Genomic DNA, 18,434 nt, shown 5'->3' with positions numbered 1-18,434 from the left:
CGCTGCAGTTTATATAATATTATATATAAAAACATATAGATGGGTGCGCATGATGAATAAGTTCCAGCTAAAACCACGCGAGTTAAAAATTATTTCCGTCATCGCAGCCACCCACAGTATTGGCGATGCCGCAGCCCTGCTGGGCATGGCACAGGCTAACGTCAGTAAATACCTTTCTGACTTTGAAACGCGTGTCGGTCTTAAGGTATTTGAGCGCACGACCCGTCAGCTGGCGCTAACCCAGTTTGGCGAAGCGTTACTCCCCTACATTGACGCCACGCTGGATAAAAATAGCCAGCTCATTAATTTCATTGCTGATTATAAGCATGAGAAGCGCGGAAAAGTGACCATTTACGCCCCAACGGGTATCGTGATGTATCTGGCGCGACACGTGATCCATCAGATTGAGGACATCGGTGATATCCGCATCTCGTTAAAAACGTACAACCTGGATCGTAATGAATATTCCGAAGGGGTCTCGTTCCCCGATGATTGCGATATTCTCATTACCTATGCTCAACCGAAAGATGAAAGTCTGGTCGCCAGTGTGTTAACGAAATATTCCGTCACGGCATTTGCCACAGAAGAATATTTGAAAAACCACCCCTTAACCGGACCTGAAGATTTAATGAATCACTCCTGTATTTTAATAGACTCGATGCTGGTGGATGAGGCGAACATCTGGCGTTTTCGCGTCCACGGCAGCGAGACCGTATATGATTACAGAGTGACCGGAAATTATATTTGCGACAATACGCAGACGGCACTGGAACTGGCACGAAATAATCTCGGTATTGTTTTTGCGCCGAAAGAAAGCCTGAAAAAAGAGCTTAAGAGTGGTTCTCTGGTTCCCTGCTTCCCCCATCAGGAAGAGTGGTGGCTCGACCTGACGGCGATATTCCGCAAACGTGAATACCAGCCCTGGCGCGTGCAGTACATTCTGGACGGCGTACTGAACTGCCTGCGTCAGCAAATTGCTCAGGCTGCCCAGGGGCAGCCTGAGCTGGAGGGTTAGAACAGCCCCAGTGGTTTATCGGAATAACTCACCAGCAGGCATTTCGTCTGCTGATAATGCTCCAGCATCATCTTGTGGGTTTCACGCCCGATGCCCGATTGCTTATAGCCCCCAAAGGCCGCGTGCGCCGGATAAGCGTGGTAGCAGTTGGTCCACACACGCCCGGCCTGAATGCCCCGCCCCATTTTGTAAGCCAGATTACCGTTGCGGCTCCAGACGCCAGCCCCGAGGCCATACGGCGTATCGTTAGCAATCTCCAGCGCCTCTTCCATCGTTTTGAAGGTGGTGACGGCCAGCACCGGTCCGAAAATTTCCTCCTGGAAGACGCGCATGTTGTTTTTGCCGAACAGGATCGTCGGCTCCAGGTAATACCCGTCCTGCAGATCGCCGCCCAGCATTTTACGCCGACCGCCGGTCAGGACATCCGCCCCTTCTTTCTTGCCGATATCAATGTAGTTGAGGATAGTGTCCATCTGCCCGTGCGAGACCTGCGCGCCCATCTGGGTCACGTTATCAAGCGGGTTACCGCTGCGGATAGACTCGACGCGGCGAATGGCTCGCTCCATAAAGCGCTCATAGATAGACTCCTGCACCAGCGCGCGGCTTGGGCAGGTACAGACTTCACCCTGGTTAAAAGCAAACAGCGCAAAGCCTTCCAGGGCTTTATCGAAGAAGGCATCCTCTTCCTCCATGACGTCGGCGAAGAAAATGTTCGGCGATTTACCGCCCAGCTCCAGGGTCACTGGAATGATGTTCTGGGTCGCGTACTGCATGATCTGCTGACCCACTTCCGTCGACCCGGTAAACGCGACTTTGGCGATCCGTTTTGAGGTCGCCAGATATTCCCCTATCTCACCCCCCGCCCCGTTCACCACGTTAATCACGCCTGGCGGGAGAAGGTCGCCAATGACTTCCATCAGCAGCAGGACTGACAGCGGGGTCAGGCGGGCCGGTTTGAGCACAATGCAGTTACCCGCCGCCAGCGCGGGCGCCATTTTCCAGCTCGCCATCAGCAACGGGAAGTTCCACGGAATGATCTGCCCCACCACGCCCAGCGGTTCGTGGAAGTGGTACGCCACGGTGTCGCTGTCTACCTCGCTAATTCCGCCCTCCTGAGCGCGAATACAGGAGGCAAAATAGCGGAAGTGGTCAATGGCCAGCGGCACGTCTGCCGCCATCGTTTCACGGATTGGCTTGCCGTTATCCCAGGTTTCCGCCGTTGCCAGTAGCTCCAGATTCTGTTCCATCCGGTCAGCGATTTTGAACAATATCGCCGCTCTGTCCTGAACAGAGGTATGCCCCCATTTGTCTTTGGCTTTGTGCGCGGCGTCCAGCGCCAGGTCGATATCCCCCTTGCCGGAGCTGGCTATCTCACACAGCGGCTGGCCGGTAACGGGCGTCAGATTGGAATAGTATTCGCCGTCGACGGGTGCAACCCAGTCGCCGCCGATAAAGTTTTCATAACGGGGCTTCAGCTTGAGGGGAAAACCATACTCGCCAGGCTGGATACGCGATGAGGGAGGATTGTTTGTCATGACCGTCTCCTTGCTGTTGGTGTACAACAAGGGTAGTTCCGGCTGGCGATTTTCTCGCCAGCCGGTAACGGTGTTTACGACGGGGGTCACGGAGTTTCAGGAAATAATAACGAATCCCGCAATAAATGATCGTTGCCACGACGACGGGTAAAGCCGATGCGGTTGAAATATTCCAGGATCTGGATCGCCAGCTTGCGCCCGACGTTCAGCCGATCGCGGAAATCTGCTGCGCAGGTCGTGCCTCGCGCCTGATCCAGCTCGCGGATCAGGTTTGCAAACGCCACAATACGATCGTTACGGTAATAACGATCTTTTACGATCGCGACGATTAATCCCTGCTGCGCCGCATGGCGCAACACCTGGCGCATCACCTGTTCGTCGGTATTCGTTTCACGTGCGAGATCGCGAACCCACCACGGCTCGTCGCCAAACAGCGGTGCCACTTTCTGCCATATCGCCTCTTGCCCGGCGTTAAACCCGGCTTTGTGATCCGGCAGATGCAGCCAGCCATGGTGGCTTTTTATCAGCCCACTTTCGCGCATGTTTTCAATCAGCAGCAGCACCAGCGCATCGTTTTCCATCGGCAACGCCATGCGTCGCAGGCGTTCACGTCCCGGGCCGGGTTCATCCTGATGCTGTTCATGGTAAGTGGCGAGCGTGGTCAGTACCTTGCGCTGCCAGCATGCTGCGACCGGGGCATTCAGTAAATTGTTACCCGCCTGAATAAAACCGGGCTCCTGGGTCAGCAGGCGTAATCCTTCCGCGCTGAGCTGACGAGCCCATGCGAAATCGCTCAGATTGACGGCACCGCGCTCAAGATGAACAAGCAACGCGGCTTTATCATCCGCGGCCTGCGCCAGCGCTCCCAGCCATTGCAGATACTCCGGCTTGCGCTTGCCGCGACGCGGCGGGTTGAGCGTGACTACCCGCGCCCCGGCCAGCGTCTCCCGGGCCGAAATGTCACGCAGTACCAGACGGTCATTATCCGCGAGCCACAGTGGCGAATCGAAAACCAGTTCGGCAAGGTCGTTTTCCAGCAGTGACACGCGCCCGGTGATATGGCTGGCCGCGTGGTGGATATGCAGCGGCTGCCATTGGGTCAGCGGCACATGCGTCTGCAGGGCGACGATCGCCCGCTCAGAAGGCTCTGGCGGTACACCGGCCAGCAGCCAGTCGCCACGGTTAAGCTTCTCTTTTTCCGCATCGCCCGCAATATTGAGCGCGATCCGCTGCCCGGCATGGGCATGCTCTACGGGCTGGTTCTGCGCATGCAAACCGCGCACACGCATCGGGGCGTTGGCACCCGTGAGCCATAAGGTATCGCCCACGTTCACTTCACCGCTCAGCGCGGTACCGGTGACCACCAGCCCCGCGCCTTTAACGGTAAAGGCCCGGTCGATCGCCAGACGGAAACGATGATGGCTGGCATGCTCGCGTGAAGTAAGCCGCTGCAAATGGTGGCGAAGTTCGTCAATACCGCGCCCTTCTGTCGCCACGGTGACGAACAATGGCGCATCGGCAAATCCATACTCCCGCAAGGTCGCCTGCACGGTTTCACGCACCGCGTTGAGTCGCGCCTCATCGACGCGGTCAGCTTTGGTCAGCGCAACGGTCAGCTGTGGGTTGCCCGTCAGCTGTAAAATTGCCAGATGTTCACGCGTTTGCGCCATCACGCCGTCATCACAGGCCACCACCAGCAGAGCATGATCGATGCCACCGACGCCCGCCAGCATGTTAGAAAGAAACTTCTCGTGTCCCGGTACATCAATAAAACCCAGCACCCGGCCATCAGGCTGAGGCCAGTAGGCATAGCCCAGATCGATGGTCATGCCGCGTTTTTTCTCTTCCGGCAGACGATCGGCATTCACCCCGGTCAGGGCCTGTAATAAGGTGGTTTTTCCGTGGTCGACGTGACCGGCGGTGGCAATAATCATTTCAACAGCATCTCCAGAAATCGCGCTTCATCTTCAAGACAGCGTAGATCCAGCCACATTCGGCCATCGTAAATGCGCCCGATAACCGGTGCTGGCAAGGCACGCCAGCGCGCCGACAAAGCGTCAAGCTGGCTGCCGCGCCCGTCACGGGGTGTAAACGTGAGCGCCGCGCTGGGCAGCCTGTCCACCGGCAGTGAACCGCTGCCGATCTGCGACTGACAAGCTTCAAGGCGCACGTCAAAATCGGGGTAGTGCGGCGCAACGTGTGGCAAGAGCAGCTCACCCTGGGCGCGAATTGAGGCGGCATCACGGGCCAGCAGGCGCAGCGTAGGCAGACGTTCAGCCAGTTTTTCCGGGTGGAGATAAAGGCGCAGCGTCGCTTCCAGCGCGGCAAGCGTCATTTTATCGGCTCGCAGTGCACGCTTGAGCGGGTGCTGCTGCAGCTTCGCAATAAGCGCACGTTTACCCACGATAATCCCCGCCTGCGGGCCGCCAAGCAGTTTGTCGCCGGAGAAACTCACGAGACTGACGCCCGCCGCAATCATCTCCTGCGGCATGGGCTCTTTTGGCAGACCGTACTGGCTCAGATCGACCAGCGAACCACTACCGAGGTCGGCCACCACCGGCACACCCAGCTCACGGCCAAGCTCCGCCAGCTCCGCCTCTTCAACGGTTTTGGTGAATCCGGCTATCTGGTAATTACTGGTGTGGACCTTCATCAGCAGCCCGGTATTTTCATTTACTGCCGCGCGATAATCTTTTGCATGCGTGCGGTTGGTGGTGCCCACTTCATGCAGGGTACAGCCCGCCTGGCGCATAACATCCGGAATGCGAAACGCACCGCCAATCTCGACCAGCTCGCCACGGGAAACCACCACCTCTTTACCGCTGGCGGTCGCTGCCAGCATTAACAGTACCGCCGCCGCGTTGTTATTCACGATGCAGGCATCTTCTGCGCCGGTCAGCTCGCAGAGCAGGTCTGCCAGCGCCCGATCGCGATGTCCGCGCCCTGCGCCGTCCAGATCGTACTCAAGCGTCACGGGGGAACGCATGGCCTGCACGACCGCAGCGACGGCCTCTTCTGCCTGTTGAGCGCGACCAAGGTTGGTGTGCAGCACGGTTCCCGTCAGGTTGATGACCGGACGTAACGCGCTTTGTGCTTTCTCCTCGAGCCTCAGCTCCACTTCCTGCCCCCACGCCACACACCAGTCCGGCAATGCATTTTCTGTCTGAATATGGCTGCGGGCTTCGTCCTGAAGCAGACGTAATATTTCTACCGTCGCAGTATGGCCGAACCGCGCAACGGCAGCATGCACGCGCGGCTCGCGAAGAAGACGGTCGGTTGCAGGGATCTGGCTGTACAGGGAGTGATGAGTTGTCATGAAAGCGCCTGGCGAGTAAATATCATCCCCCCTCCCGACGGGAGAGGGAGTCAACATAAGAAGGGATTGTACCGCCTCCTGCTGCGAAGTGTTATAACCCGCATCAAGCCTTTGGCGGTTCGGTACGGGCAAAGCTCTCGCGCTGAAAGAGCGTTTCTGCAAGCTTCACCAGCAATGGACGGTCGACGCACCAGCCGGGGGAAACGCGGCGGAAATTGAGATAACCGATGGCGCAGGCAATGGCTATCGTCGCCAGGTTCAGGCTCTCGGGTTGAATTTTTCCCTCCCGGATAAGTTGTTCGCACCAGTCCAGGCTGCGGCTGATTTTTTCACGCTGGCGTAACAGTTCCGTTTCAGACTGCTGGGCGGCGGGTCTTGCCTGCTCGCGCACGGACGTTAACGCCGCATCCATAATACCGTCGGCCAGCGCTTCAATTTGCTTCATTGCCAGCGCCGCGTTTGGATCGGCCGGTAACATCGCCGGGGCCACGCCGAGCAGCTCGATGTACTCCGCAATAATGGGGGAATCAAACCAGTACTGGCCTTCGTCTGTTACCAGCGCCGGCACTTTTCCCAGCGGGTTGTACTGCGCCACACCGTTTTCAGCGTGATAAGGCTGTTCATTGACGAACTCGAATTCAATCCCTTTCTCCAGCAGGAGAATCGAGATTTTTCGCACGAAGGGACTGGTGTAGCTGCCGATAAGTTTCATTGCCTGATCCTTGATGCCGAAAAAAGTCAGTATGGATCAAGCGATGAAAAAAGGGCAGGTATGCGTGTCGCATTCCTGCCCTGAAGGGGTTAGTGATCGAGATAGAGGTAGTGCATCCAGCTGGTCATACGCAACAGCACCTTACGCATTACCGAGACGTGAGCAAAGTGATCCGAATAGACCGCCACCTGAGCATAAATGCCGTCGGGCAGCGCATCGACATCAGCATTCGGCTCCAGCTCGATAGTGCCTAATACGCCATCGGTACCAGGGATCACGGTCAGCGACTGCAGCGCACCCTGCGCCTGGTATGATCCCCCCGGCACCACCGGCAGAATACTGGTGAGCTTGCCGGAGAAGACCTGGCCCGGCAGCGCGTTGAAGACCACTTCCGCTTCGTCGCCCGGCTTCAGACGCAGCAGCGAGTTCTGACGGAACTGGGCCACAATCTGGCGTTTCTGTTCAGGAATAAAGACCATGACCGGGCGCAGCGGCAGCGCGGCAGCATAGGTCCCCGGACGAATCAGCACCTGCGTGATATAGCCATTGCTCGGCGCACGCACCACGGTCTGATCCAGGTTGTATTTCGCTTCAGCAAGCTGAGCACGCAGGGAAGCAACCTGGGATTGCTCACCGTTGACCATACTGTCTAACTGACTTTGTATTTGCGTCTGTTCAGCCACCGAGCCTTTTACCAGCGCATCCTGCGCCAGATAGTTTTGCCGTGCGTTGTCGATATCGCTTTCAGAGAACGGGTTAACCTTTGCCCGGCTGCCTTTCAGGTAGCGCTGGTAATCTTTATACAGGCGGTCACGTTCAGCGGACACGCGCGTGGTATTGGCGACCGCTTCCGCAAGCTGCGCTTTGAGATTGTCGATATTGTGCGTGGCGGTGACCAGGTCGGCCTGCAGTCTGTCGACGCGCGCCTGATAGCGGCCCGGATCAAGTTTAAATAACACTTCGCCTTTTTTAATTAGCTGGTTATTTTTATCGGTAACTTCACTCACTACCCCAGTAACCTGCGGCGTAATCGGAATGGAAATAACCGCTTTTTGCGCCGTAAAGGTATAGGGATGGTTATAGTTCATCAACAGGATAAGCCCGGCGACAATAAACACCCCACCTAATGTTGCGGTCGCGAGGGTCCACTGGTTTACCGGAATACGGAATATTTTAAAAATGGCCCAGGCAAAGGCCACATAGGTCAAAATAATCAGCAGATCCATGATTAGTGCTCCAGCGTATTCTTGTCAGCCGTGGGAGATACCGCTGCCAGTTTTTGTTCTAATTCGGCCACACGTTTAGTCAGAGCATCCATACCCGGGACCTCATCAGGTTTTGAGATGTGGTTCTGCATCCCCCAGCCGCGATCTTCACGGTACAACGTGGCCCAAATCCACAGGAACGGCCAAATCGCATGGAGCGTAAACAGGCTAATCCATCCCGCCGTATGAATGGCATCCGCATGGGGATGATTCCGTTTTTTGGCCATATTATAAGGAATATCATGGATGGCGATGATTCCGTAAAAAAGAACCAGAAATACAAAAATCAATACGCCCAGCGCAAAATAGTTGAGAAACATATTCTCCTCACTTAAACAACGTCAACTCATTAAATTAATAAAACGGTACGCAACCTAATTAATTTTTTATAAATACGAGGTGTACTTATATTTCAGAGCCGGGGAGTATCGTTTTTTATAATATCTCCATGCAAGTTTATAAGCGTGTCAAAATATATCCTGAATAATAATAGACTTAACCTTACAATATGAGCGTAACGTACCTTATTGCTTTTCGCCATACCACACATGAAAAGTCATTTTTTAGCTTTATGTGTGACTTCATGACATCCTGGCGTTGAATCGCCAGGCAGAATTTGTCACCGATCACATCCGGAGAATTCTGCATAAAAATTTTTTGTGAAATTAGTCACAATCCAGAAACAAACTCACGACAACCAAATGTGATTTACATCACAGAAGTGGGTAGTTTTTGCTTTATTTATCGCCATCGTATTTTTTTTATCCACCATTTTTGTGACGAAGATCACTTCATTCATGTCTGCACCCCCTACATTTACGTGATTCATATCACACAAATTTCCGTCGTCTGGACAGTTGAACGATTCAGTGCCAGATTTCACAGCATCAGAACAGGGCCCGGCTACCTCTGCCGCCTCATTAACAATAAACCTCGGGCCGCAAGCCTAAGCGTAAACAGAAGAAGGGGTGTTTTATGTCATCCGATTTCAAGATCAAAGTTCAAAGCTTTGGTCGTTTCCTCAGCAATATGGTGATGCCAAATATCGGCGCGTTTATCGCGTGGGGTATCATCACTGCGTTGTTCATTCCGACAGGGTGGTTGCCTAACGAAACGCTGGCGAAACTTGTTGGCCCAATGATTACCTACCTGCTGCCGCTGCTTATCGGGTTTACCGGGGGTCGTCTGGTGGGTGGAGACCGTGGTGGCGTTGTGGGTGCCATCACGACGATGGGGGTTATCGTCGGTGCGGATATGCCGATGTTCCTCGGTGCAATGATTGCGGGCCCTCTGGGCGGCTGGGCAATTAAGAAATTCGACGTCTGGGTTGATGGTAAGATCAAATCCGGCTTCGAAATGCTGGTGAACAACTTCTCTGCGGGCATCATCGGTATGATCCTCGCGATTCTGGCGTTCCTCGGCATTGGCCCTGCGGTTGAAGTGCTGTCCAAAGTTCTGGCGGCAGGCGTTAACTTCATGGTTGCGCACGACATGCTGCCGCTGGCGTCTATCTTTGTTGAACCGGCGAAAATCCTGTTCCTCAACAACGCCATTAACCACGGTATCTTCTCACCGCTGGGCATTCAGCAGTCTCATGACCTCGGCAAGTCCATCTTCTTCCTGATTGAAGCCAACCCGGGCCCGGGCATGGGTGTTCTGCTGGCGTACATGTTCTTTGGTCGCGGCAGTGCGAAACAGTCTGCGGGCGGTGCGGCTATCATCCACTTCCTGGGCGGTATCCACGAAATTTACTTCCCATACGTGCTGATGAACCCACGTCTGATCCTGGCCGTTATCCTCGGCGGTATGACGGGCGTGTTCACCCTGAGCGTGCTGGGCGGTGGTCTGGTTTCTCCGGCCTCTCCAGGCTCCATCCTGGCGGTTCTGGCGATGACCCCGAAAGGTGCCTATTTCGCTAACATCGCAGCCATCTGTGCGGCAATGGCCGTCTCCTTCGTGGTCTCTTCTATCCTGCTGAAAACCAGCAAAGTGAAAGAAGATGACGATATCGAAGCGGCAACCCGTCGTATGCATGACATGAAAGCCGAATCAAAAGGCGCCACGCCGCTGGCGGCGGGCGATGTCTCTAACGACCTGAGCCACGTACGTAAAATCATCGTGGCCTGTGACGCAGGTATGGGTTCCAGCGCCATGGGTGCCGGCGTGCTGCGTAAGAAAGTGCAGGATGCGGGTCTGACCAACATCTCCGTCACCAACAGCGCCATCAACAGCCTGCCTGCAGATGTTGACCTGGTGATTACGCACCGCGATCTGACCGAACGTGCGATGCGTCAGGTTCCTCAGGCACAGCACATTTCGCTGACCAACTTCCTGGACAGCGGCCTGTACACCAACCTGACCGAACGCCTGGTGGCCGCACAGCGTCATGAAGATAACGAAGTCAAAGTCCGCGACAGCCTGAAAGACAGCTTTGACGCGAACGACAGCCACCTGTTCCGCCTGGGCGCAGAAAACATCTTCCTGGGCCGCACGGCGTCCCACAAGGAAGAGGCGATTCGCTTTGCCGGTGAACAGCTGGTGAAAGGCGGCTACGTGCAGCCTGAATACGTTGACGCGATGCTGGAGCGTGAAAAGCTGACTCCAACCTATCTGGGTGAATCCATTGCGGTTCCACACGGTACGGTTGAAGCGAAAGACCGCGTACTGAAAACCGGCGTGGTGTTCTGCCAGTATCCGGATGGTGTACGCTTCGGTGAAGAAGAAGACGACATCGCCCGCCTGGTGATTGGTATCGCCGCTCGCAACAACGAGCACATCCAGGTGATTACCAGCCTGACCAACGCGCTGGATGACGACTCTGTCATTGAACGTCTGGCCAACACCACCAGCGTGGAAGAAGTGCTGGCGCTGTTGAACAAGTAACGGAACCTCTTCCCTCTCCCCTGTGGGGAGAGGGTTAGGGTGAGGGCCAAGCCTCACCCCAGCCCTCTCGGGTAAAAACATTGATTAAGGTTAATACTATGAAAGCATTACATTTTGGCGCAGGTAATATCGGTCGTGGCTTTATCGGTAAACTGCTGGCAGACGCAGGCATTACGCTGACATTCGCCGATGTGAATCAGGTAGTCCTGGATGCCCTGAATGCCCGTCATAGCTATCAGGTACACGTGGTAGGCGAAAACGAGCAGGTTGAGACGGTGTCTGGCGTTAATGCGGTAAGCAGCATTGGCGAAGACGTTATCGACCTCATCGCCAGTGTCGATCTGGTGACCACGGCCGTTGGCCCGGTGGTGCTTGAGCGCATTGCCCCTGCGGTGGCGAAAGGCCTGGCAAAACGTAAAGCGCAGGGCATCGACACACCGCTGAACATCATCGCCTGTGAAAACATGGTGCGCGGCACCACGCAGCTGAAAGGCCATGTGCTCGCCGCCGTCGCGGACGAAGATAAAGCCTGGGTGGAAGCGCACGTCGGCTTTGTGGATTCCGCCGTTGACCGTATCGTTCCGCCGTCAGAATCCGCCACCCACGATCCGCTGGAAGTGACCGTGGAAACCTTCAGCGAGTGGATCGTTGATAAAACCCAGTTTAAAGGCGCGCTGCCAACCATTCCGGGGATGGAATTAACCGATAACCTGATGGCCTTTGTCGAACGTAAACTCTTCACGCTGAACACCGGGCATGCTATAACCGCGTACCTCGGAAAATTGGCCGGTCATCAGACCATTCGTGACGCGATCCTCGATGAGAGCATCCGTGCGGTGGTTAAAGGGGCAATGGAAGAGAGCGGCGCGGTGCTGATCAAACGCTACGGTTTTGATGCTGAGAAACATGCAGCATACATCCAGAAAATCCTCGGTCGTTTTGAAAACCCGTATCTGAAAGATGACGTTGAGCGCGTAGGCCGTCAGCCACTGCGTAAACTGAGCGCGGGCGATCGCCTGATTAAACCGCTGCTGGGCACGCTGGAGTATGATCTTGCGCACGCCAACCTGGTGAAAGGGATTGCGGCCGCGATGCATTACCGCAGCGAACAGGATCCACAGGCGCAGGAGCTGGCTCAGCTGATTAACGATAAAGGCCCGCAGGGTGCGCTGGCGCAGATCTCTGGTCTGGATGCCAACAGCGACGTGGTTGTGGAGGCGGTGAACGCTTACAACGCAATCAAATGATGCAGAGTGCGGCGCAGGATAGCCTGCGCCCAAATAACAGATTGTCAGATATGCAGGCAATAATGGAACAAACCCAGGCCTTTGAAAATCGTGTGCTTGAGCGTCTGAATGCTGGCAAAACCGTACGAAGTTTCCTGATTGCCGCCGTCGAGTTGCTAACCGAGGCGGTGAATATTCTGGTACTTCAGGTGTTTCGCAAAGACGACTACGCGGTAAAATATGCTGTAGAACCGTTACTGGACGGAGACGGACCGCTGGGCGATTTATCGGTACGTCTGAAGCTGATTTATGGTCTTGGCGTGTTGAACCGACAAGAGTATGAAGATGCCGAGCTGCTGATGGCGCTGCGCGAAGAGTTAAATCATGACGGTAATGAGTACACCTTTACCGATGATGAGATCCTTGGCCCCTTCGGCGAACTACACTGCGTCACCGCGCTTCCCCCTGCTCCCCATTTTGATAACAGTGACCCTGAGCTGTACGCGATGCAAAAGCTGCGTTATCAACAGGTTGTCCGTTCCACAATGGTCCTTTCCCTGACTGAGCTGATTTCCCGAATCAGCTTAAAAAAAGCGTTTCAGAAGTAAGCCTGGTCACATTGGTGTATCCTTCCCTGTAAATTCCCCGTTTTCAGAGTTATTTGTCATGAAAGAAGTCGAAAAGAACGAAATTAAACGCCTGAGCGACCGCCTGGATCTGATCCGCCACCAGATGGCTGGTCTCTCGCTGGTTGAGTCCGCCGAGAAGTATGCCGAGCTGGAGAAAGAGAGTGAGAAGCTTGAAGCGGAAATCGAGCGTCTGCGCGAAGTCAAAGGCCAGAAGCTGAGCAACGAAGCCCAAAAGCTGTTGAGCATGCCGCACCGTCGCGCCATCACTAAAAAAGAGCAGGCCGACATGGGCAAGCTGAAGAAAAGCGTCCGTGGCCTGGTGGTGGTTCATCCCATGACCGAGCTTGGTCGCGAAATGGGTCTGAAAGAGATGACGGGTTTTTGTAAGACCGCGTTTTGATCGTCCCCTGCCCTCTCTCCCAGGCGAGAGGGCGAAAACCACACCGCGTCGCCCCCCTCACCGCTTAAAATTGGCCCAACCAATCTCCCGGTAATCACTTTCCTGGTTCACAATTCCACTAATTCCCCTCACAAAATCATTGCCGACTCATAACAACTGGTTAACCATTTATTGTCATTCACCCTACAACACAATATTGGCAGGACCACTTTTACACAGTTTGTGACGCAGAGATGAGCGGAGACTCACCCGCTACGCAGACTGTCTGGTCCTCAGGAGACCTGCATGAGCCTCTGGCAACAAAACTACGATCCGGCTGGCAATATCTGGCTGTCGAGCCTGATCGCATCGCTTCCGATCCTGTTCTTCTTCTTTGCGCTGATTAAGCTCAAGCTGAAGGGATACCTGGCCGCGACGTACACCGTTGCCATTGCGCTGATGGTGGCACTGTTCTTCTATAAAATGCCGGTCGATCGCGCGCTGGCCTCCGTCGTCTATGGTTTCTTCTACGGCCTGTGGCCGATTGCGTGGATCATTATCGCGGCGGTCTTTGTCTACAAAATCTCGGTGAAAACCGGGCAATTCGACATTATCCGCTCATCGATACTTTCCATTACTCCGGACCAGCGTCTGCAGATGCTGATTGTCGGTTTCTCCTTCGGGGCTTTTCTGGAAGGGGCGGCCGGGTTTGGCGCACCGGTTGCCATCACCGCGGCGCTGTTAGTCGGGCTGGGGTTCAATCCGCTTTACGCCGCAGGTCTTTGTCTGATCGTTAACACCGCGCCGGTGGCGTTTGGTGCGATGGGGATCCCGATTCTGGTCGCCGGGCAGGTCACCGGTCTGGACAGCTTTGAAATTGGCCAGATGGTTGGCCGTCAGCTGCCGTTCCTGACCATCATCGTGCTGTTCTGGATCATGGCGATTATGGATGGCTGGCGCGGCGTGAAAGAGACATGGCCTGCGGTGGTCGTCGCTGGCGGCTCGTTTGCCATTGCCCAGTATCTCAGCTCGAATTTCCTCGGCCCCGAATTGCCGGACATTATCTCTTCACTGGTGTCGCTGGTCTGCCTGACGCTGTTCCTGAAACGCTGGCAGCCGGTACGCATCTTCCGTTTCGCCGATATGGGGGCTTCACACGTCGATCAAACCCTGGCACGTACCGGTTATACCGCGGGACAAATCATTCGCGCATGGTCTCCGTTCCTGTTCCTGACCGCCACGGTTACGCTCTGGAGTATTCCACCGTTTAAGGCCCTGTTCGCACCGGGTGGCGCACTGTATGAGATGGTCATTAACATCTCCGTGCCGTTCCTCGACAAGATGGTCGCCCGCATGCCGCCCGTGGTGCACGCCGCCACGCCGTATGCCGCGGTGTATAAATTTGACTGGTTCTCAGCAACCGGCACCGCAATCCTGTTTGCCGCTATCCTGTCTGTGGTGTGGTTACGCATGAAGCCAGCGGCTGCAGTACAGACTTTTGCGGCTACCATTAAGGAGCTGATGCTGCCGATCTACTCCATCGGCATGGTGCTGGCGTTCGCGTTTATCTCGAACTATTCCGGCCTGTCATCGACACTGGCGCTTGCGCTGGCGCATACCGGCCACGCCTTCACGTTCTTCTCGCCGTTCCTCGGCTGGCTGGGGGTGTTCCTGACGGGTTCAGATACCTCATCTAACGCCCTGTTTGCGGCCCTGCAGGCGACGGCAGCCCAGCAGATTGGCGTGTCGGACATCCTTCTGGTGGCCGCCAATACTACCGGCGGCGTGACCGGCAAGATGATCTCACCGCAATCCATCGCCATTGCCTGTGCGGCGGTGGGACTGGTCGGTAAAGAGTCGGACCTGTTCCGCTTTACCGTGAAACACAGCCTGATATTCACCTGTATGGTCGGGGTGATCACGACCCTGCAGGCCTATGTCTTAACCTGGATGATCCCATGATAGTCATGCCCAGACGCCTGTCCGACGAGATTGCCTCTCGCGTACGGGCGCTGATTGAAGAACAACAGCTGGAAGCGGGCATGAAATTGCCCGCCGAGCGCCAGCTCGCCGCCCAACTCGGTGTATCTCGTAACTCACTGCGTGAGGCGCTGGCGACGCTGGTCAGCGAAGGGGTACTGGTAAGCCGTCGGGGCGGCGGCACCTTTGTCCGCTGGCAGCACGATGACTGGTCCGAGCAAAACATCGTGCAGCCGCTTAAAACGTTGATGGAAAACGACCCGGACTACAGCTTCGACATCATTGAAGCGCGGCACGCCATCGAAACCAGTACCGCCTGGCATGCGGCCATGCGGGCCACTGAAGCCGACAAAGAGAAGCTCAAAGCCTGCTTTGACGCCACCCAAAGCAGCGACCCGGACATCGCCTCGCAGGCGGACGTGCGGTTTCATCTGGCGATTGCCGAAGCGTCACACAACGTCGTTCTGCTCCAGACCATGCGCGGTTTCTTCGACCTGCTGCAATCCTCCGTGAAGCAGAGCCGCCAGCGTATGTATCTGGTCCCGCCGGTATTTGCCCAACTGACCGAACAGCACGAAGCGGTACTCAACGCCATTCTGGCCGGAGATGCTGAGGCCGCGCGCAAAGCGATGATGGCGCATCTGGGGTTCGTGCACACCACCATAAAACGATTCGATGAAGATCAGGCCCGACAGGCGCGTATTACCCGTCTGCCTGGCGACAGTGATATTTCCAGGGAGAACAAAGCATGATTATTTCAGCAGCCAGTGACTATCGCGCCGCAGCGCAGCGCATTTTGCCGCCGTTCCTGTTCCACTATATCGACGGTGGGGCATATGCCGAATACACCCTGCGCCGCAACGTGGAAGATCTGTCGGAAGTGGCGCTGCGCCAGCGCGTGCTGAAAGATATGTCTGAGCTGAGCCTTGAGACAACGCTGTTTAACGAAACGCTTTCCATGCCAGTGGCCCTTGCGCCAGTCGGTTTGTGCGGCATGTACGCCCGCCGGGGTGAAGTCCAGGCGGCAGGGGCAGCGGATGCCAAAGGTATTCCGTTTACCCTCTCCACCGTCTCCGTCTGCCCGATTGAAGAAGTGGCCCCGACCCTCCAGCGTCCGATGTGGTTCCAGCTGTACGTCCTGCGCGATCGCGGCTTTATGCGCAACGCGCTGGAGCGTGCCAAAGCCGCGGGCTGTTCAACGCTGGTCTTTACCGTTGATATGCCGACGCCTGGCGCCCGTTACCGTGATGCCCACTCCGGGATGAGCGGCCCAAATGCTGCCCTGCGTCGCTACTGGCAGGCAGTAACGCACCCGCAATGGGCCTGGGATGTCGGTGTGAATGGTCGCCCGCACGATCTGGGGAATATCTCGGCCTATCTCGGTAAACCCACCGGGCTGGAAGATTACATCGGCTGGCTGGCGAATAATTTCGATCCGTCCATCTCGTGGAAAGACCTGGAGTGGATCCGCGAATTCTGGGACGGCCCAATGGTGATCAAAGGGATCCTCGACCCGGAAGATGCCCGCGATGCCGTGCGCTTTGGCGCTGACGGTATTGTGGTCTCTAACCACGGCGGACGTCAGCTTGACGGGGTACTCTCTTCCGCACGCGCACTGCCGGCGATTGCCGATGCGGTGAAAGGTGATATCGCTATCCTCGCCGACAGCGGTATCCGCAACGGGCTTGACGTGGTGCGTATGATTGCCCTTGGCGCAGACAGCGTATTGCTCGGACGCGCATATCTTTATGCACTGGCTACGGCTGGTCAGGCAGGGGTGGCGAATCTGCTCAACCTGATCGAAAAAGAGATGAAAGTGGCGATGACGTTGACCGGTGCAAAAACGATTCGCGAAATCAGCAAGGACTCCCTGGTGCAGGAGTTGGGTAAATTACCCGCCGCACTGGCACCGCTTGCCCAGGGTGACGCAGCCTGACGCCCGTCTGATTCCCCTTCCCCTCTCCTCGCGTCCGAACTCCCCTCGGGCGCTTTTTTTTGTCAAAAATAACATCTAGGTAACATATTGGATAAGAAAATTTGACATACCTGTGCCGCACGCAATTGTATAGACAAGCAAATACAAGAACACAAAAACACCATAACATCAGAGGGGAGCGTATGAGATATTCAGGTCAGGTGGATATTCAGCAGGTGATCGACGACAGTCCCTTTTCCGGGTTTCACTGGGTGCTCATCGTGCTGGGCTTTCTGGTGCTGGCGATCGATGGTTTCGATACCGCAGCAATGGGCTACATTGCGCCCACGCTGTCGGCAGAATGGGGCATACACAAACAGGATCTGGGACCGGTACTGAGCGCAGCACTGCTCGGGCTGTCGCTGGGAGCGCTGGTCGCAGGCCCGGTATCGGACCGGATAGGCCGCAAGCGCGTACTGGTCTTTTCTTGTCTGTTCTTCGGCCTTTCAAGCCTGGGGACGGCCTGGGCGCAAAGCCTTAACACCCTGTCGCTATGGCGGTTTCTGACGGGCCTGGGGCTGGGTGCCGCCATGCCGAACGCCATCACCCTCATCTCAGAGTTTGCCCCTCAGCGCTGTCGCGCCATGGCGATTAATACCATGTACTGCGGCTTCCCGCTGGGCGCGGCCGGCGGTGGGGCGATATCGTCCTGGCTTATCCCGCATCATGGCTGGCGAAGCGTACTGCTGACCGGCGCGATAGCACCGCTGATATTAACGCTGCTGCTGATGCTGTTTTTACCGGAATCGGTAAAGTACCTGGTGCAGCGCGGGAAAGACGTGATGCAGATCCGCCGTATCGCCAGCCGTTTCGCCCGCACGACCCTCGATGGCGTCACCGGTTTCTTCCTCGCAGAGGATCGGGTCGCCGCCAAAAAAGGGAGCGTAGCACAGCTGTTTTCACAGCCCTGGCTGCCCGGCACCCTGATGCTATGGGTAACCTATTTTATGGGGCTGGTGATTTATTACGTCCTGCTTAGCTGGATGCCGACGCTGATGCTGGGGATGGGCTATCCCCTCGCGGAATCCGCATGGCTCACCTCGCTGTTCACCTTCGGCGGTACCGCAGGCATCCTTCTCGCGGGCTGGATGATGGATCGCTGGGAGGCACACAAAGTGGTCGCAGGTGGCTTTGTCCTGACCATGCTGCTCATTCTGGCGCTCGGCATTGAACATAACCATATCGCCCTGTTTGGCGGCTTGATTTTCCTGATGGGGATCGCGATGAACGGCGCGCAATCGGGAATGCAGACGCTGGCAGCCACCTTTTATCCTACCGAGTGTCGCGCAACGGGCATTGCCTGGATGCAGGGCATTGGCCGCTTTGGTGGCGTGGCGGGCACCATGACCAGCGCGCAGCTTCTCTCCATGCAGTGGCAGGCAGACAGCATTTTGATGATCCTTAGCCTGCCCGCCCTGCTGGCGGCCGCGGCAACCTTCTACAAAATGCTCCGTTGCCGCTCGCAGGATCTCGGCGTCGCATAAGCGGCCCGGTTTCTGCTATTCTGCCCCCGCAATTA

At 56.0% G+C, this 18,434-nt stretch carries 15 protein-coding genes; 9 read left to right on the top strand and 6 right to left on the bottom strand.

The features are described from left to right. The first annotated feature begins 49 nt into the window (after positions 1-49). Positions 50-1,015: a LysR family transcriptional regulator gene (locus AM379_RS08805; RefSeq protein ID WP_059305611.1), complete on the top strand. Its 966-nt coding sequence runs from the start codon at positions 50-52 to the stop codon at positions 1,013-1,015. Here the strand turns inward: AM379_RS08805 and exaC are convergent. The 6 genes from exaC to AM379_RS08775 form a co-directional block, all read right to left on the bottom strand. After that, positions 1,012-2,550, bottom strand: a complete 1,539-nt coding sequence (gene exaC / locus AM379_RS08800; RefSeq protein WP_059305610.1) for an acetaldehyde dehydrogenase ExaC — start codon at positions 2,548-2,550, stop codon at positions 1,012-1,014. The two genes, AM379_RS08805 and exaC, sit on opposite strands and share 4 nt — an antisense overlap. 86 nt (positions 2,551-2,636) lie before the next feature. Next, the gene (gene selB, locus AM379_RS08795) at positions 2,637-4,484 is read right to left on the bottom strand and encodes a selenocysteine-specific translation elongation factor (protein WP_059305609.1); all 1,848 of its coding nucleotides are present in this window, start codon (positions 4,482-4,484) and stop codon (positions 2,637-2,639) included. Beyond that, positions 4,481-5,866 (bottom strand): L-seryl-tRNA(Sec) selenium transferase, encoded by a 1,386-nt coding sequence (selA, locus tag AM379_RS08790; RefSeq protein WP_106503612.1) that lies wholly within the window; start codon positions 5,864-5,866, stop codon positions 4,481-4,483. Before selA ends, selB begins: the two co-directional genes overlap by 4 nt. Before the next feature lie 103 nt (positions 5,867-5,969). After that, positions 5,970-6,578, bottom strand: coding sequence for a glutathione S-transferase (locus AM379_RS08785; protein ID WP_106503611.1), 609 nt, complete (start codon positions 6,576-6,578; stop codon positions 5,970-5,972). 89 nt (positions 6,579-6,667) lie between these two features. Further along, positions 6,668-7,804 (bottom strand): HlyD family secretion protein, encoded by a 1,137-nt coding sequence (locus tag AM379_RS08780; protein WP_014168091.1) that lies wholly within the window; start codon positions 7,802-7,804, stop codon positions 6,668-6,670. A gap of 2 nt (positions 7,805-7,806) precedes the next feature. After that, positions 7,807-8,163: a DUF3302 domain-containing protein gene (locus tag AM379_RS08775; protein ID WP_086533310.1), complete on the bottom strand. Its 357-nt coding sequence runs from the start codon at positions 8,161-8,163 to the stop codon at positions 7,807-7,809. A 655-nt stretch (positions 8,164-8,818) separates the two neighbouring features. Between AM379_RS08775 and AM379_RS08765 the strand changes: the two genes are divergently transcribed. The 8 genes from AM379_RS08765 to AM379_RS08730 all read left to right on the top strand — a co-directional run bounded on the left by AM379_RS08765 (position 8,819) and on the right by AM379_RS08730 (position 18,399). Beyond that, entirely contained in the window at positions 8,819-10,726 is a 1,908-nt protein-coding gene (locus tag AM379_RS08765) for a PTS mannitol transporter subunit IICBA (RefSeq protein ID WP_014168089.1), read from the top strand. A 98-nt stretch (positions 10,727-10,824) separates the two neighbouring features. Next, positions 10,825-11,973, top strand: coding sequence for a mannitol-1-phosphate 5-dehydrogenase (mtlD, locus tag AM379_RS08760; RefSeq protein ID WP_044858417.1), 1,149 nt, complete (start codon positions 10,825-10,827; stop codon positions 11,971-11,973). Beyond that, positions 11,973-12,560: a mannitol operon repressor MtlR gene (gene mtlR, locus AM379_RS08755; RefSeq protein WP_025206446.1), complete on the top strand. Its 588-nt coding sequence runs from the start codon at positions 11,973-11,975 to the stop codon at positions 12,558-12,560. The genes mtlD and mtlR overlap by 1 nt, the downstream gene beginning before the upstream one ends. 58 nt (positions 12,561-12,618) lie before the next feature. Continuing rightward, the gene (locus AM379_RS08750; RefSeq protein ID WP_014168086.1) at positions 12,619-12,981 is read left to right on the top strand and encodes a YibL family ribosome-associated protein; all 363 of its coding nucleotides are present in this window, start codon (positions 12,619-12,621) and stop codon (positions 12,979-12,981) included. Between the two features lie 285 nt (positions 12,982-13,266). Continuing rightward, positions 13,267-14,922 (top strand): L-lactate permease, encoded by a 1,656-nt coding sequence (gene lldP, locus AM379_RS08745; RefSeq protein ID WP_032680001.1) that lies wholly within the window; start codon positions 13,267-13,269, stop codon positions 14,920-14,922. Continuing rightward, positions 14,919-15,692 (top strand): transcriptional regulator LldR, encoded by a 774-nt coding sequence (gene lldR / locus AM379_RS08740; protein WP_014168084.1) that lies wholly within the window; start codon positions 14,919-14,921, stop codon positions 15,690-15,692. Before lldP ends, lldR begins: the two co-directional genes overlap by 4 nt. Next, entirely contained in the window at positions 15,689-16,876 is a 1,188-nt protein-coding gene (lldD, locus tag AM379_RS08735) for an FMN-dependent L-lactate dehydrogenase LldD (RefSeq protein ID WP_014168083.1), read from the top strand. The genes lldR and lldD overlap by 4 nt, the downstream gene beginning before the upstream one ends. A 182-nt stretch (positions 16,877-17,058) precedes the next feature. Beyond that, on the top strand, positions 17,059-18,399 hold the full coding sequence (locus AM379_RS08730; protein ID WP_106503609.1) for an MFS transporter: 1,341 nt from the start codon (positions 17,059-17,061) through the stop codon (positions 18,397-18,399). The last annotated feature ends 35 nt before the right edge of the window (positions 18,400-18,434 follow it).

The organism is Enterobacter cloacae complex sp. FDA-CDC-AR_0132, assembly GCF_003010695.1.
Classification (GTDB): Bacteria; Pseudomonadota; Gammaproteobacteria; order Enterobacterales; family Enterobacteriaceae; genus Enterobacter; species Enterobacter ludwigii.
The sequence above is the reverse complement of the archived record's forward strand: the minus strand, read 5'-3'. Positions and strand labels throughout refer to the sequence as shown.

Excerpts from the sequence above, each read along its gene's own strand:
- AM379_RS08805 (WP_059305611.1), top strand. The coding sequence starts at position 50 with ATGATGAATAAGTTCCAGCTAAAACCACGCGAGTTAAAAATTATTTCC.
- exaC (WP_059305610.1), bottom strand. The coding sequence starts at position 2,550 with ATGACAAACAATCCTCCCTCATCGCGTATCCAGCCTGGCGAGTATGGT.
- selB (WP_059305609.1), bottom strand. The coding sequence starts at position 4,484 with ATGATTATTGCCACCGCCGGTCACGTCGACCACGGAAAAACCACCTTA.
- selA (WP_106503612.1), bottom strand. The coding sequence starts at position 5,866 with ATGACAACTCATCACTCCCTGTACAGCCAGATCCCTGCAACCGACCGT.
- AM379_RS08785 (WP_106503611.1), bottom strand. The coding sequence starts at position 6,578 with ATGAAACTTATCGGCAGCTACACCAGTCCCTTCGTGCGAAAAATCTCG.
- AM379_RS08780 (WP_014168091.1), bottom strand. The coding sequence starts at position 7,804 with ATGGATCTGCTGATTATTTTGACCTATGTGGCCTTTGCCTGGGCCATT.
- AM379_RS08775 (WP_086533310.1), bottom strand. The coding sequence starts at position 8,163 with ATGTTTCTCAACTATTTTGCGCTGGGCGTATTGATTTTTGTATTTCTG.
- AM379_RS08765 (WP_014168089.1), top strand. The coding sequence starts at position 8,819 with ATGTCATCCGATTTCAAGATCAAAGTTCAAAGCTTTGGTCGTTTCCTC.
- mtlD (WP_044858417.1), top strand. The coding sequence starts at position 10,825 with ATGAAAGCATTACATTTTGGCGCAGGTAATATCGGTCGTGGCTTTATC.
- mtlR (WP_025206446.1), top strand. The coding sequence starts at position 11,973 with ATGCAGAGTGCGGCGCAGGATAGCCTGCGCCCAAATAACAGATTGTCA.
- AM379_RS08750 (WP_014168086.1), top strand. The coding sequence starts at position 12,619 with ATGAAAGAAGTCGAAAAGAACGAAATTAAACGCCTGAGCGACCGCCTG.
- lldP (WP_032680001.1), top strand. The coding sequence starts at position 13,267 with ATGAGCCTCTGGCAACAAAACTACGATCCGGCTGGCAATATCTGGCTG.
- lldR (WP_014168084.1), top strand. The coding sequence starts at position 14,919 with ATGATAGTCATGCCCAGACGCCTGTCCGACGAGATTGCCTCTCGCGTA.
- lldD (WP_014168083.1), top strand. The coding sequence starts at position 15,689 with ATGATTATTTCAGCAGCCAGTGACTATCGCGCCGCAGCGCAGCGCATT.
- AM379_RS08730 (WP_106503609.1), top strand. The coding sequence starts at position 17,059 with ATGAGATATTCAGGTCAGGTGGATATTCAGCAGGTGATCGACGACAGT.